Origin of the sequence: Streptomyces sp. CA-251247, from assembly GCF_050952975.1 — a bacterium.
Lineage (GTDB): Bacteria > Actinomycetota > Actinomycetes > Streptomycetales > Streptomycetaceae > Streptomyces > Streptomyces achmelvichensis.
Genome location: NZ_CP191861.1, coordinates 6,839,355 through 6,853,238 on the forward strand (window position 1 = coordinate 6,839,355; position 13,884 = coordinate 6,853,238).

Below are 13,884 nucleotides of genomic sequence, written 5' to 3' on the forward strand. Positions count from 1 at the left end.
TGGCAAGGGCCACTCTGAAAAATTCAGAGTGGGCATATTCATCCATGCAGGCGCGTGGCACACTGCTCGCAACAGCACGTGGGGAGGTCTCGAAGTGAGTGAACCGCGGTCCGCCCCCACCGTGGGGCAGGTCGTACTCGGCAAGCGCTTGCAGGATCTGCGCGAGCGAGCCGGGCTGAGGCGCGAGGAAGCCGCAAAGGTTCTTCGTGTGGCCGCGGGCACCATTCGCCGGATGGAGACCGCCGAGGTTGCCCTGAAAATCCCGTATGTCCAGCTTCTGCTGAACGCATACGGGATCCACGAGGAGGAGGCGCGCGGCTTCATAGAGCTGGCCGAGGAAGCCAACAAGCCGGGATGGTGGCAGCGCTTTCACGATGTGCTGCCTGGCTGGTTCTCGATGTACGTCAGCCTGGAGGGCGCGGCCAGCATCATCCGTGCGTATGAGCCGCACTTCGTGCCCGGCCTGCTCCAGACGGAGGACTACGCACGGGCGATCATGCTCGGCGGCGCCGTCGGAGGGACCGACTCCGCGGACATCGAGCGTCATGTGGCGCTGCGGATGGAGCGGCAGGCCCTCCTCACCCGGCACGACGCCCCCAGGCTGTGGGTGATCATGGACGAGACGGTGTTCCGCAGACCCGTCGGCGGCCCCGGCGTCATGAGAGCGCAGATCGACCGGCTGCTCGAAGGCGCCCAACTGCCCAACGTCACCCTGCAGATCGCGGAGTTCTCGACCGGACACCACCCCGGCACCTACGGGCCGTTCGTGCTGTTCCGGTTCGCTGTCCCCGAACTCCCGGACATGGTCTACAGCGAGTACCTCACCGGTGCCGTCTATCTCGACGCGCGCCCGGAAGTGGCCTCGCATCTGGAGGTTCTGGACCGCATGGCGGCTCAGGCCGCGACTGCGCAACGCACGAAGGAGATCCTCGGCGATCTCCGCAAGGAGCTGTGAATGGATCACATATACAACGGCATGCCTGCCGCCGACCTGGGCGAGGTGGGCTGGCACAAGCCGTGGAGCGGCGGGAACGGCGGCAACTGCTTCGAGACCATGAAGCTTGCCGACGGCCGTGTGGCGGTGCGCCAGTCCGCCGATCCGGACGGGCCCGCGTTGATCTACACCTCCAGCGAGATCGCCGCCTTCATCCAGGGGGCCAAGTCGGGGCAGGCGGACTTCCTCCTCACCTGATCACTTTCCTGACCCCTCCCACCTTCTCCCACCTGCGCTTTTTCGATGCTCAGCTTCGCCTGCCAGGGCTTTTGGGCCGGTACACAGACACACGAACAGCATGTCGGCGGCGCCCCGCGGGGCGCCGCCGACATGCTGTTCCCGGGCGGGAGTCAGCGGGTGGTGCCCGGCGGGACCAGCGTCGCGAGGAACGCCTTCGGCGCCGAGACGTTCCCGGCCGCGTCGATCGTGCGGTGCTCGATCGTGTGCGTTCCGTAGTCGGGGGTCGCGTCGTCCCAGGGCACGGCGCGTGAGGCGCCGAGCTTGCCGTAGACGAGATCGTCGATGACGGTGCCGCCGGGGGTGAAGCGGAAGGGTGCGTCGGCGTCGGTCGGCCAGCCGTAGTACGTCTGCCAGCCGTCGCCGTCGACCCGGAACTGCGAGACGACGTGCCCGGCCCGGTCGTCGCGGGCCGTCAGCTTCATGGTGAAGGGGCCGTCGTACACGTACTCCACCGGTCTGCCCGGCCGGTGGACCGTGCGCAGGGGCTCGGACAGTGCGTACCGGCTGCTCGCCGGGCTCGCGTCCACCGTCCAGTTCAGCGTGGTGGCGGTCCCGGCGATCCGCGCGGTGAGGCGGTGGCTGCCCGGACGCAGCCGCAGCGCGCCGAGGTCGAGATCGCGATCGTTGCCGGAGTCGGCCAGCGGGCGGCCGTCGATGCTCCACCGCACGGCGAGCGCGCGGTCCGCGGGGTGCGTCGTGTCCGCGTACACGACCGCCTCCGAGCCCACCGGGGCTCCGGTGTCCGTGTGACCGGTGAAGGCGGCCGGGACCGCCTCGGGCGGGGTGGTCACGGCCGTGTCCACCGTCCAGGTGACGGTACGTGTCAGGGCGGACGAGCCGCGGATCGCCGGGTCGCGCACGAACGGCGTCGGGTCCGTGACCGTCGCGGTCAGCTCATGGGTGCCGCGCGGCAGACGCAGGTCGCGCAGGTCCAGCGTGCGTACGTCGCCGGCCCGGTGCAGCGGGCGGCCGTCCAGGCGCCAGACGACATCCAGCTCGCCGCCGACCGGATGCAGCGTCTCGACCCACACCGTGCGGTCGTCGCCGACGGGCCCGGTGTTCGGTGTGTGGCCCTGGAGGAGGTTCACCTTGCCGGAGATCTTCTGGACCATCACCTCGCGTCCCACCTGGTCGAACGCGTAGCCCAGTGTCTTCATGATCGAGTGCTTGCTGGGCCGCCAGACGCCCTTCGTGGCGTACATGCCGCCTTCGTGGCGCCCGATGACACCGCCCGACTCGCTCTTCTCGCCCAGCCAGCGCCACCACTTCGCGCGCTGCTGCGTCATCTGGTCCTCGGTGAGCACGGTGTGGTGGGCGGAGCCGGGCTCGCCGCCCTCGTGGGTGCCGCCGGGAACGCCGCGCCCGTAGTAGTCGTACTCGTCCTGCAGCTTGCCCAGCGAGTGGCCTATCTCGTGCGGGGTGATCAGCGAGGACAGGGCGTTGCCGCCGGAGGCGGTGGCGTACGTGCCGCCGGCGCCGCCGTAGGTGTCGCTGTTGGCCAGCGCGACGATCTGCCGGTTCGCGTCCGCCGACCCCGGCACGAGGTCGGCCAGCGCGCTCGCCGCCCCGCTGTTCACGGTGAGCAGGCGCTGCACGCTGCCCGCGTTGCAGCCGCCCCAGAAGCCCATGCCGAGCGCGGTGTCGCGGCGCGGGGACTCCAGCCCGGGGTCGCAGTCCACCCCGGACTCGGCCGAGGGGACCTCCACCGCCCAGACATTGATGTAGGAGCGGTAGGAGGCGAAGGGTTCGACGGACCAGAGCACGTTGAGGTGCTTGTCGACGTCGGCGCGGAAGGCGGGCATCTCGTCGGCGGTGTAACCGTCGCCCATGAGAACGATGTTGAAGCGCTTGTCGGCCGGACCGGTGGTCTGTACGGGGACGACGGTCGCGGCCTCCGTGACCGGTGGCGCCTCCTCGGCGGTGGCCGGGTCGGCGGCGGCCAGCAGACAGCCGGCCAGCAGGGCGCCCGCGGTGGCGAGCAGCGTCGCTCTTCGTGGTCGTGTACCGGGTGAGGTCATGAGGCGGGAGCGTAGGGGCAGGCTCAACGGGCCGTAAAGACAGATGAGTTGACCGTGTGATGGCCGAATGCCGTTGCGATGGTGCGCGGTCGGCCGGCTGGATGCCCCGCATGGCTCGTATTGCTCGTTCCGTACCCCTTGCCGCCCCCCAGCCCCTCTTTGTAGCTTGGCGCAAGCGCTTTCGGGAAGCGCTTTCTATGCACTCCCAACCGATGAGGTGAACGGGATGCCACAGTTACGAAGAGGCCGGCTGGCGCTGTGTGCGGGTGCCCTGCTGATGGCGCTGGTCGCGCCCGAGGCGCTCGCCCAGGACGACACACCGATCCCCGACCCCCTGCCCGATCCGACGGTCTCCCGGCACGGTCTGGTGCTCGAGGAGTTCGCCACGCTGCCGAAGAGCGAGTCCGTGCCCCCGCCGACGGACGGACGACTCAAGCGCTGGGCCCGGATCAACCACCTCGGGGAACTGCCCGACCACTCCCGGCGGCTGTACGTCCCCGACCTCAACGGCAAGCTCTACCTGCTCGACCGCCAGGGCCGCTCGCACGAGTACCTCGACGTGGGCGCCGCGGCGGGCAGCGACTTCTGGTCGCACCAGGGTCTCGGCAGCGGCTTCGGGTTCGTGGCCTTCCACCCCGCCTTCGCCAGGAACGGCATCTTCTACACCGTCCACACCGAGGCCCGGGCGGCGCTGACCGACAGGACACCCGACCTGCCCCACCCCGCCGGCACCCGGATCCACAGCGTGATCACCGAGTGGACCGCCGACGACCCGCGCGCCGCCACCTTCAGCGGCACCCGTCGCGAGGTGATGCGGCTGGGCTTCCTGAACACGTACCACACCGTCCAGGAGATCAACTTCAACCCCAACGCCCGTCCCGGGGAGAAGGATTACGGGCTGCTCTACATCGCTGCCGGGGACGGTGCCGCCGGTGTCGGCGGCACGGTCCCGCAGGACCTGACGGCGCCTCAGGGAAAGATCCTGCGGATCGACCCGCTGGGCAGGAACGCGCCCGGCGGCAAGTGGGGCATCCCGCGCTCCAACCCCTTCGTGGGGCAGCCGGGCAAGCTCGGCGAGATCTTCGCGTACGGACTGCGCGACCCGCACCGCTTCAGCTGGGACACCGGCGGCCGGCACCAGATGTTCATCGGCCACATCGGCGAGCACCGCATCGAGTCGGTGTACGAGGCGCGAGCCGGTGACAACTTCGGCTGGAGCAATCGTGAAGGGCCGTTCGCCTACCGCAAGGACGCCAATCCCACCTGCGGAGTCTTTCCGCTGCCCGCCGACGACGCGCGGTACGGCTACACGTATCCGGTGGCGGCCTTCGACCACAACCCGCCCCCGGACAAGCCCTGTTCGGACAGCGGCAACGCTCTGATCGGCGGCTTCGTCTACCGCGGCGGACAGGTGCCGGAGCTGTACGGCAAGTACCTCTACTCCGAGGGTGTCAGCGGGCGCCTCTTCGTCTCCGACGTCCGCGACATGCGCCGGGGACGGCCGCTCGCCGAGACCGTCCAGGTGCAGGTCTTCGACGCCGCCGGCGCACCGACCTCGATGCGGGCGCTCGCCGGGGACAGCCGCGTCGACCTGCGGTTCGGCATCGACCGCGCGGGCGAGCTGTATGTGCTGTCCAAGGCCAACGGCACGATCTGGAAGGTATCGGATGCGAAGTGACCGAGCCGGGCGCGCGGCGGCCGACGGCGGACGTCGCGAGGCGCGCCGCCGGGCGCCCAGGGGCCGTAGAGCTCTCCTCGCGACAGTGCTTGCGGCGGCACTGCTCCCGCTGACCCTGGCCCCCGAGGCGGCGACCGCCCAGTCCGAACCCGTCGCGCCGTCGCTGCGGCACCATCTCGTCGCCCACTACGACTTCGGGCATCCGGTGCGGGGCAACCCGTCGTGGGAACGCGACCGGGGCTCCTCCGGCACCGACATCCAGCTGGTCAACGGCGGTCAGGCGATGCGGACGTGGGACGACCGGCGCGGTCACGTCCTCCGGACGCGCCAGATCTCGCCGACGACGGCGGGCAACGACGACTGGAAGGCGGGGGTGTACGGGGCGAACGGCGTGCCGACCCTGCACGCGTTCAACAGCGCCCGCGAGGCCACCGTCATGGGCTGGTTCAAGATGACCGGCGAGAACCCCGCCCCCAACTCCGGCTCCGCAGATCCGGACGACCGCTACGGCGCCATCGGGCTCGCGGGTGTGCTCTCCGGCACCTCGCAGGGCCACGATGTGCGCGCTCTGCTCGAACTCATCAACGTCGACGGTGTGATGCGGGTCGTCGCCCTCGGCCGGCGGGTCGACGGAGGGAGCTCCCAGACCTTCGCCGCCGACGCCGACTGGCAGAAGCTGCTGCCCCGCGGGACCTGGGTCCACCTCGCCGCCACCTTCGACTACGACGACGGCACCATGGCGCTCTACCGCAACGGCCATGCCGTTACCGGCTTCTACACCCTCAGCGGCGACCCGTGGGCCATCGAGGGCCCGCCCGAACCGGACGAGGTCTCGCCGACGGACCCGCGCGGGATCAAGATCGGTGGCAGCTATCCGCAGAACACGAGGGAGGGCAATCCTTGCGACTGCCGGATGGACGACCTGATGTTCCTCGACCGCGCCCTCGTACCGGACGAGGTGAGGGCCCAGTACCGACGGACCGGGTAAGGGGCCGCCGGAGCTCAGGGCGAAGGCCGCCGGCCCCGACGGTGAACAGCGCGACGGCAACCGGTGAGGAGGAGGCGGCGACGGCGGATGCCGCGCTGTTGAACACTGGGCGAACGGGACTGCGGAGCGGTTCGGGTGGCCTGTCCACGCGGGCACCGTGACAGCGAGTGCCCGCTCGCGGTGGGCAGCGATCCGGAGCGCGGAGGCGTCGCGATGGAGAGGTTCGTCCACAAGCACCTGACGTCGGCGGGGATCGTGGTGTCCGCAGGCGTGATCGGACTGACGGTGAGCGCGACGCTCAACGACCCGGCACAGCTGCCGGGTCGGTGGTTCCTCGCGGCGCTGGTGGGCTGGGGCGCGCTGTGGGGAGCGATCTCGACGACGGGTCTGCTCCAGGGCGGCGATGTCGCGCTCTTCCGCGCGGCCGTGCCCGTCGCCGATCCTGCCGCCGTGCCCGGGCGAGCGGCCGGTCCCTGGCGGCGGGCCAGGTCCCAGGCCGTCGCCTTCGGTGTGTGGACGGTGATCGCGGTGGCTCTCGCCTTCGTCGCGCCGCTGGCTCCGGTCTTCCCCTTCTTCTGGGCCGTGGATCCGCTGCTGCGGGCCGAGCGGGCGGCCCGCTGGGAGCGACGGCGGAACGTACTGCTCTGGCAGGCAACCACCCTCTGGCAAGCAAACACCGAGGCATCGCGCCCTTCCGTTCCTGCCGGCCGTCCTTCCGTCTTCACCACGCCCCGTCCGCGAGGACCGATCCAGAGGGAGACGCCGGGAGCGGACCTGAGCCGCTGAGCCGCCCGGGACGTGTGGAGAGCCGGGGCGCGCGAGGAACCGGAAGCGCATCGGGCACACGCAACCAGAAGGGCGACCGGCCGGGCCGGTACGGAGGCGAACCTGTGCGTTCCCCGGCGTGATAGACCGTTACCCGTTGGGTGAGGACGACACGGCCGGGGGATGCGGTGCGGGGACGAGGACTGCTCGGCTACCAGGACGCGGTGGCGATTCTGACGGGCGACAGCGCGGGGCTCGCGGCAGCCGACCGTGCGCTCGGCGGTGCGCTGTCCATGGCGACCGGCGGAGTCAGCGACGCGGTGTTGAGCGTCTTCGACGCCCAGGGGCGGATCCTGCGCCTGGGGCGTGATCTGACGTCGGGACTCCGCGGGAATCTGGGCGCTGCCGATCGCGCCTCACGCACCGAGTTACTGGCCGCCGCGCACACCGTACTGGTGGTCACGGCGTACTTCGAGGCACTCGGAGAGCTGGAACTGCCCTTCCGCCTCGAGCAGTTGGAACTGACCCGTCGTGAACAGCTGACGCTGTCCGGTGCCGGGGACGAGCAGGGGTTCCTGGCGACGCTGCTGTCCGCCGGGGTGCCGCAGCCCGCTCCGCACCTGCCGTACGAGGACGCCGTCCGCGCGATCCACCGCTGGTACTGCTCGTGCTCCGGGCGGCTGGTGGGCTTCGTCGAAGGGCTCGCCGTCTGGGACCGGCTCGACGAGCGCTGCCGTGCCACCGCCGTGGACGCCATCACTCATCCACTGAACGATCTCGCCGTGAGCCGGTACGAGGAGCTCTACGCACAACTGGCCTTGGAGGTACCTGAGTTCGGGTTCTGGACCGGCCGGGTCGATCATCAGGCAACCCGCGTGACGGTGCGTCAGGCACTCGCCGGAATCGAGACCGTACTCGCGGGACTGAGTGCCCCCGGACCGCTTCAGCACGCTGCGGCGGCCCTCGCGACCGGCTACCGCGCCGCTCTGCCCCGTCCGATCCTCTCCGAGGTCAAGGCGTCCGCGGACATGACGATCCCCGAGCTCGGCGAGGGATACGTCGACCCCGACTTCCGGGTCCGTGCGGTACTCGACGGCGCTCACGGACCGGCCGAGGAAGGGTGGTGGGAGTCCGAGCCCGTACGGTCCGACCTCACCGAATATCTGGCCGGCGTCCTCACCTCCGTCGCCGCGACGACCGCCCCGCTGGTCGTCCTCGGCCAGCCGGGTGCCGGGAAGTCCGTGCTGACCAAGATCCTCGCCGCCCGCCTTCCCACCGCGGGATATCTGCCCGTACGGGTCGTGCTGCGCGACATACCCGCCGACGCGGACGTCCAGGACCAGATCGAGTACGCGGTCCGCGCCGCGACCGGCGAGCGGGTGTCCTGGCCCGAGCTGGTCCGGGCGGCCGGCAGCGCGGTGCCCGTGCTGCTCTTCGACGGCTTCGACGAACTGCTCCAGGCCACCGGCGTCAGTCAGTCCGACTTCCTGATCCGGGTGGCCCGCTTCCAGGAGCGCGAAGCCGACCAGGGGCGGCCCGTGTTCGCGCTGGTGACGAGCCGCACCGCCGTCGCCGACCGCGCCCGCTACCCGGACGGCGCGGTCGCCCTGCGGCTCGAACCCTTCAGCCGCCGCCAGATCGAACGCTGGCTGGCGGTGTGGAACCGGCTCAACGAGCCCGGGCTGACCGAGCGCGGACTGCGGCCGCTGACCGCGGCCGTGGCCGCCCGCCACCGGGTGCTCGCCTCCCAGCCGCTCCTGCTGATGATGCTCGCGCTGTACGACGGCGCAGCCAACGCCCTTCAGGGCGCGGCGGGTGACGACGAGCCGCTCGGCGAGGCGGAGCTCTACGAACAGCTGCTGGTCTCTTTCGCGGTCCGCGAAGTGGGCAAGTCGGCCGAGGCGTGGACGGCCACCGAACTGGTCCAGCGGGCCGAACAGGAGCTTCAGCGCCTGTCCCTGATCTCCTTCGGCATGCTGAACCGCCGCCGCCAGTGGATCACCACCACCGAGGCGGAGCAGGATCTGGCGGCACTGCTCGGCCGGGCCGAGCCGCCCGGAGACGGCTTCCGCGCCCCCCTGAACCGGGGAGAGATCGCGCTCGGCCGGTTCTTCTTCGTCCAGCGCGCCCAGGCGAGCCGTGACGACCAGCGGCTGACGACCTATGAGTTCCTGCACGCGACCTTCGGGGAATACCTCGCCGCACGGCTCGCCGTCCAGCTCCTCGAAGGACTGCTCGACCAGCGGCCCGCGCTCGCGGTCGGACGCGTGCGGGTCGACGACGACCTGCTGTACGTCCTGCTGTCCTACGCGCCGCTCTCCTCCCGCCAGATGCTCCGCTTCGTCGGCGCCAGGATCCGCGGGATCGCCCCCGAGGACCGGACCAGGCTCGGCGAACTCCTCGTCACGGTCATGGCCGAACACTGGGGCCGTACCGAGCACCGGTTCGCCGACTACCGGCCCGCCTTCCGGGCCACGTCGTCGCGCCACGGTCTCTACGAGGCCAACCTGATCATGCTGACGCTGCTGGTCACCGGCGGGATGCGGGCCGGTGAGCTGTACCCCGACGACGACAATCCTCCGGGCACCTGGCACCGGCGGGTGCTGCTGTGGCGGTCGGCCTTCACCGAACCGGAGTGGACGGACTTCGCCCTGGCCCTGAGCCTGCGCCACACCTGGCACGAGGGCCGGGGGGAGCTCGACATCAGGCCGGCCGAGGACCTGCTCGACTCCCCGGAGCCGGTGGACGCCTTTTGGCTGTACGGCCGTCCGCCGGGGAGCACGGACCGCAACAGAAGGATCAGCTGGGCGCGGCCCTACCCGGACCAGATCCGGCACAAGCTGGCGGTGTCGGCCGGTACCAACGACGGGGTCGTGCTGCACGCGGTCGACCCCCTCTTCCGCCGGCTGGGCCCCGCCGTCACCACCTTTGTGGCCACCCCGCGGGGTGCCGCCACCTCGGTGGCCCACGGTCTCACGGCCCTGTGGCTCGCGAGCGGCCTCGGTGCGACGGGGAGCGAACTGGCCGCGCTGTACGAGCACTGCGCGACGTTCCTCGAACCGTGGAGCGCGCTGGACGAGGAGTCGCTCGGGCGCACGGCTCGTCTCGTCCTCGGGCAGTTGGTCACGGACGCCGCCCTGCTGCCCCCTGCCGTCGTCTGCGCCGTACTGAACGCACCCGCCATCGAGCGCTTGGACACCGAAGGCCTCGCCCTGGCCGTGACCGCGGGCCTGACGGCCCTGCACGCCCACCCCTGCGACGCCACCCTCCAGCAGTACACCGCCATCTACGCCGACGCCCTCGGACGCGCGTATCCCGCGAGGCTCTTCGGCCTGTGGTCGCAGAACCCGTGGCACGAGGAACGGCTCCGCCCGGAAGTCGCACGGCTGCTCGCGACCCTGTCCGAGGACGACCTGAGCCCGGTCCCCGCCGAACTCCTCGACCGGGCGCGCAGGTCCGTCAACGGCTCGGCGGCGCGACAGCCCGGATCCGGGTGATGCGGTACTGCCCCTCCGGGCCCGGCAGGCTCAGCCCAGATCGAAGAGATTCCGCAGGCCCAGCCGGTACCGCGTCCGGTCGTGGCGCTTCAGCGCCTCCACTTCCGGAGCGCTGAAGAGGGGTTTCACCGTGCACCGGGCGGCCGTCGAACCGACGCGGTCCAGCAGGCCGTTGACCGCCGCGCGGGCCGAGGCGTTCGCGCCCTCCATCGTGGCGAGGTCGATGTCGACGGAGACGTAGTCGCCCGCCAGGAAGAAGTTCGGGATCTTCGTGACGGCCGCCGGGCGGTTGTGGAGAGTGCCGACCGGGTGGATCAGCAGTTCGTCGTCGTTGGTCGGGTGGGGGGTGCCGATGCCGTCCACGCCCGGGTCCAGGAACCACGAGTGCAGCGTGCTGTCCTTGAGCACGACCAGGCCGGTGTCGTTGAGGGCCGCCTTCAGCTGGGCCCACACCTCGCGGGCCACCTGCTCGCGGGTGCACTGCTTGGCGGTCTTGCCATACAGGATGCCGGGCCGGTCCCACTCCGAGATGTCCACCGAGACGCAGTCCACGGCCACGCCGTCCCCGTAGTCGGCCGGGAAGTCGCGGTCGGGCCAGTGCCCGGCCTGCTGAATGGCCGTCAGGGACCATGGGGAGTCGATGCAGTTGAGATGCCCGTCGATCAGTGGCGCGCTCTCGGTCAGATAGAACTGGATGCCCGTCATCCAGTCGGTCTCCAGCCGGTCGCACCGCGCCAGCTGCGGATCCGCGGCACGGAGCCCGGCGCCCCAGGTCCGGCGCGCGTGCTCCACGGGCATCGCGGAGATGTAGTGGTCTGCGGTTTCCGTCCGGCGCACGCCCTGCGGGTCCTCGATCACCGCGGAGGTGACCTTCCCGGAGCCGTACGTCACGTCCCGGACCGTCCAGCCCACCCGGAACTCCACGCCGAGCCCGGTCAGATGCTCCACCCACGGGTCGATCCAGGCTTCGTTCGTGGGGGCGTTGAGGATCCGGTCGAGCGGCCCGTCGGCGCCCCTGCCGAGCGCGTTGAAGGCGAACGCCTCGAGGAGCGTGGCGACCGTGCGCGTACTGGCCTCCTCGGCCTTGGTGGCGACGATGTTCCTGGTGAGCCCGATGGCGAGGACGCGCTGGTAGTCGTAGCTCATCCGGCCGGCCCCGATGAAGTCCCACCAGGGCGTGGCCTCCCAGGTGGCGTCGCGGCGCTCGGCGCAGCTCGTGAGGAAGACCAGACCCCGGTTGACGAAGTACGCGGTCTCCAGCGGCGGGATGCCCAGCGCGGTGTCCAGCAGGGCGGTCAGCGCGCGGCGGATCTCGTCCAGGGTGAGATCGGCGGGCTTGTGCCCCGGCCAGGGGAGCGGGATCCGCAGATCCTCACGGCCGGTGCGCGTGAACGACATCTCGGGGGGTGCCACGAGGTTGTCCCACACGCCGTTCGGGTTACCCGGGAAGGGGATGCGCCGCATCGTGTCCGGGAGGTTGTGATAAATGCCGGGAATGAAGCGGAAGCCGTGCTCCGCGGGTAACGGCTTTCTGGTGCCCTTCGCGCTGCCGGGCACGTCCATGCTGCGCGCCTTGCCGCCGAGCGCCCTGCGTTCGTACACCGTGACCCGGAACCCGCGCTCGGCCAGTTCGTGCGCCGCCGTCAGACCGGCGACCCCGCCGCCGAGCACGGCGACCGACTGTGCGGCACGGGCCGCGGTGTGCCCGGCGGCCGCGGCCGGAGCCGCCGCGGCCGTCGTGGCCAGTGCTGCCGTACCGCCGACCGCTGCCGCCCCGGCCATGAAGGTGCGTCGTGAGTTGCCCACCCGGTCCATCCCCAACCCCTTACCGACGGTAACAGTCGCGTCCGGCGCAGGAGCATACGGAGATCCCCCATGACCCGGAAGCCACACGTGCGCCCATTCGTTCAATGGCTGGAAAATGGACCCATGTCCCGACGCAGCTCCCGCTCCCGCCGCACCGACGAGCCCGCCTTCTCCGCCGCATCTCCGTGCCCCTGTGGGCTGCCGGCCCCCTACGGCGAATGCTGTGGGCGGTACCACTCGGGCGCCGCCGCCGCGCCGACGGCCGAGCTGCTGATGCGCTCGCGCTACAGCGCCTTCGTCCTGCTCGACACGCAGTACCTGCTGCGCACCTGGCACCCCGCCACGCGGCCCGGTCACCTCGAACTCGACCCCGCCATGCACTGGGCCGGTCTGGAGATCCTCCAGACGATCGACGGCAGCCCGTTCCACTCCTCCGGCCTGGTCACGTTCCGCGCCCGCTACCGGCACCACGGCAAGCGGGGCGCGCTGCACGAGCGCAGCACCTTCGAGCGGCAGGACGGCGCGTGGGTCTACGTGGACGGCACCTTCCTCGACTGACGCGCCTCGACCGACGCGCCCGGGACGAATCGCCGGATGCGGAGCGGGTCAGGCGCCGGTGGTCGACCCCGGACGCACGATCATCAGGACCGTCACGGTCGCCCAGAGCAGATTGAACAGGCCGGTGTACATCGCGAGCCGGGAGCCGGCGAGCGCGCCGAAGTCGTCCAGCACGGCGCCCTGCCCCGGCAGGACGAGCAGTCCGAGGACGAGGGCGGCCACCACGGTGAGCACGATGGACACGATCAGCCAGGTGTCACCGAGGACATGGAGACTGTTGGCGGTGGCCAGACCGAAGACCGGTACGACCACCCCCACCAGGGCGTAGACCCGGCAGATGCGGTGCAGATTGCGTACGGCACCCACCGCCTGCCCGCTCTCCGGCTCGGCGGCGGCGCGCCGGACCGCGGCGGGGAAGGCGCTGGCGGCGACGGTCACCGGACCGATCGCGATGATCGCGGCCAGGACATGGACGGCGAGCAGGAACTTGGTCACGCCGCGACGCCCTGTCGCCCGGCGCCACGGGCGCTCCAGACGGTGCCGCGCCGCTCGTACTGGAAGAGCTGCTCCACCGCGTGCGCCACCCGAGGCCCGAGCTCCCGCTCCAGGAGATACAGACCGACATCGAGTCCCGAGGTGACACCACCGCCGCTGACCAGGTCGCCGTCGTCGACGACCCGTGCGTCGATCGCGTGCACGCCGGCCTCGGCGAGCGCGTCGAGGCCCAGGTGATGCGTGGTGGCCCGGCGGTCGCCGATGAGCCCGGCCATGGCGAGGAGCAGGGAGCCGCCGCAGACGGTGGCCATGGTCAGACCGCGTCGCTCGCACGCGGTCCTGAGCAGGGGAGCGAGCCCGGTGCCGAGGCTCCGGCCGAGGATCGCTGCGACGGTGTCCTCGCCGTCGTCGTCGGAGATACGCCCGGCGGCGCCCGGCAGGACCACCAGATCGGCGCGGCCGGGGTCGAGCGCGGCCATGGCCCGCAGCGAGAGCAACCCCATGCCGGACGGCACATCGCGCGGGCCTTCCGCGGAGACCAGCTCGACGGTGAGGTCGCCGCCGGCAACCGCGCCGCCGGCGCCGAGGACTTCGTAGGGGGCGATCACGTCCAACGGGTCGAAGCCGTCGAACAGAACGATCTGGGCGTGCATCGGCACCGGTCCTTGTCTCTCGTGTCCGGGCACCCGTCCGGGGACCCGGAACGACGCTATGGACCGTGCGGGAGTGCCGACAGTGGCGTGAATGCCACAGTCCAACGGATTCCCGCCAGCAGGGGATTCAGTACGCACGGATACGGGGAGCAGCCCGGGGCCGCTTGGCCGGAACCCGCGGAGCACCTAGGT

The 13,884-nt window shown here is 71.0% G+C and carries 11 protein-coding genes; 7 read left to right on the plus strand and 4 right to left on the minus strand.

What is annotated here, in order from left to right; genetic code table 11:
- Positions 1-94: 94 nt before the first annotated feature.
- Together ACQPWZ_RS30440 and ACQPWZ_RS30445 are read left to right on the plus strand one after the other, a co-directional pair.
- A complete protein-coding gene (locus ACQPWZ_RS30440; RefSeq protein WP_340476462.1) occupies positions 95-955 on the plus strand; it encodes a helix-turn-helix domain-containing protein in 861 nt (286 codons plus the stop codon).
- Positions 956-1,192 carry a DUF397 domain-containing protein gene (locus ACQPWZ_RS30445; RefSeq protein ID WP_313943006.1) on the plus strand — a complete coding sequence of 79 codons (237 nt, stop codon included), beginning with the start codon at positions 956-958 and terminating at the stop codon, positions 1,190-1,192.
- 152 nt (positions 1,193-1,344) lie between these two features.
- Here ACQPWZ_RS30445 and ACQPWZ_RS30450 read toward each other — a convergent pair whose 3' ends face one another.
- Positions 1,345-3,252, minus strand: a complete 1,908-nt coding sequence (locus ACQPWZ_RS30450) for a M64 family metallopeptidase (RefSeq protein ID WP_433572932.1) — start codon at positions 3,250-3,252, stop codon at positions 1,345-1,347.
- Positions 3,253-3,478: 226 nt separating this feature from the next.
- Here ACQPWZ_RS30450 and ACQPWZ_RS30455 point away from each other — a divergent pair, with 226 nt between their 5' ends.
- The 4 genes from ACQPWZ_RS30455 (at position 3,479) to ACQPWZ_RS30470 (ending at position 10,180) form a co-directional block, all read left to right on the plus strand.
- Positions 3,479-4,930 carry a PQQ-dependent sugar dehydrogenase gene (locus ACQPWZ_RS30455; protein ID WP_433572933.1) on the plus strand — a complete coding sequence of 484 codons (1,452 nt, stop codon included), beginning with the start codon at positions 3,479-3,481 and terminating at the stop codon, positions 4,928-4,930.
- Between the two features lie 85 nt (positions 4,931-5,015).
- The gene (locus ACQPWZ_RS30460; RefSeq protein ID WP_433572934.1) at positions 5,016-5,918 is read left to right on the plus strand and encodes a LamG-like jellyroll fold domain-containing protein; all 903 of its coding nucleotides are present in this window, start codon (positions 5,016-5,018) and stop codon (positions 5,916-5,918) included.
- 213 nt (positions 5,919-6,131) lie between these two features.
- On the plus strand, positions 6,132-6,704 hold the full coding sequence (locus tag ACQPWZ_RS30465; protein ID WP_433572935.1) for a hypothetical protein: 573 nt from the start codon (positions 6,132-6,134) through the stop codon (positions 6,702-6,704).
- A 167-nt stretch (positions 6,705-6,871) separates the two neighbouring features.
- The gene (locus ACQPWZ_RS30470; protein WP_433572936.1) at positions 6,872-10,180 is read left to right on the plus strand and encodes an NACHT domain-containing protein; all 3,309 of its coding nucleotides are present in this window, start codon (positions 6,872-6,874) and stop codon (positions 10,178-10,180) included.
- Between the two features lie 30 nt (positions 10,181-10,210).
- Here ACQPWZ_RS30470 and ACQPWZ_RS30475 read toward each other — a convergent pair whose 3' ends face one another.
- Positions 10,211-11,995, minus strand: a complete 1,785-nt coding sequence (locus tag ACQPWZ_RS30475) for a hydroxysqualene dehydroxylase (RefSeq protein ID WP_433572937.1) — start codon at positions 11,993-11,995, stop codon at positions 10,211-10,213.
- A 114-nt stretch (positions 11,996-12,109) separates the two neighbouring features.
- On the opposite strand from ACQPWZ_RS30475, the gene ACQPWZ_RS30480 reads away from it, so the two are divergent.
- Positions 12,110-12,544 (plus strand): YchJ family protein, encoded by a 435-nt coding sequence (locus ACQPWZ_RS30480; RefSeq protein ID WP_328862308.1) that lies wholly within the window; start codon positions 12,110-12,112, stop codon positions 12,542-12,544.
- 48 nt (positions 12,545-12,592) lie between these two features.
- Here the strand turns inward: ACQPWZ_RS30480 and ACQPWZ_RS30485 are convergent, their stop codons facing one another.
- Positions 12,593-13,039, minus strand: a complete 447-nt coding sequence (locus ACQPWZ_RS30485) for a hypothetical protein (RefSeq protein ID WP_340476476.1) — start codon at positions 13,037-13,039, stop codon at positions 12,593-12,595.
- The gene (locus ACQPWZ_RS30490; protein WP_433572938.1) at positions 13,036-13,692 is read right to left on the minus strand and encodes a DJ-1/PfpI family protein; all 657 of its coding nucleotides are present in this window, start codon (positions 13,690-13,692) and stop codon (positions 13,036-13,038) included. The genes ACQPWZ_RS30485 and ACQPWZ_RS30490 overlap by 4 nt, the downstream gene beginning before the upstream one ends.
- Positions 13,693-13,884 lie beyond the last annotated feature (192 nt).

Excerpts from the sequence above, each read along its gene's own strand:
- ACQPWZ_RS30445 (WP_313943006.1), top strand. The coding sequence starts at position 956 with ATGGATCACATATACAACGGCATGCCTGCCGCCGACCTGGGCGAGGTG.
- ACQPWZ_RS30450 (WP_433572932.1), bottom strand. The coding sequence starts at position 3,252 with ATGACCTCACCCGGTACACGACCACGAAGAGCGACGCTGCTCGCCACC.
- ACQPWZ_RS30455 (WP_433572933.1), top strand. The coding sequence starts at position 3,479 with ATGCCACAGTTACGAAGAGGCCGGCTGGCGCTGTGTGCGGGTGCCCTG.
- ACQPWZ_RS30465 (WP_433572935.1), top strand. The coding sequence starts at position 6,132 with ATGGAGAGGTTCGTCCACAAGCACCTGACGTCGGCGGGGATCGTGGTG.
- ACQPWZ_RS30475 (WP_433572937.1), bottom strand. The coding sequence starts at position 11,995 with ATGGACCGGGTGGGCAACTCACGACGCACCTTCATGGCCGGGGCGGCA.
- ACQPWZ_RS30480 (WP_328862308.1), top strand. The coding sequence starts at position 12,110 with ATGTCCCGACGCAGCTCCCGCTCCCGCCGCACCGACGAGCCCGCCTTC.
- ACQPWZ_RS30490 (WP_433572938.1), bottom strand. The coding sequence starts at position 13,692 with ATGCACGCCCAGATCGTTCTGTTCGACGGCTTCGACCCGTTGGACGTG.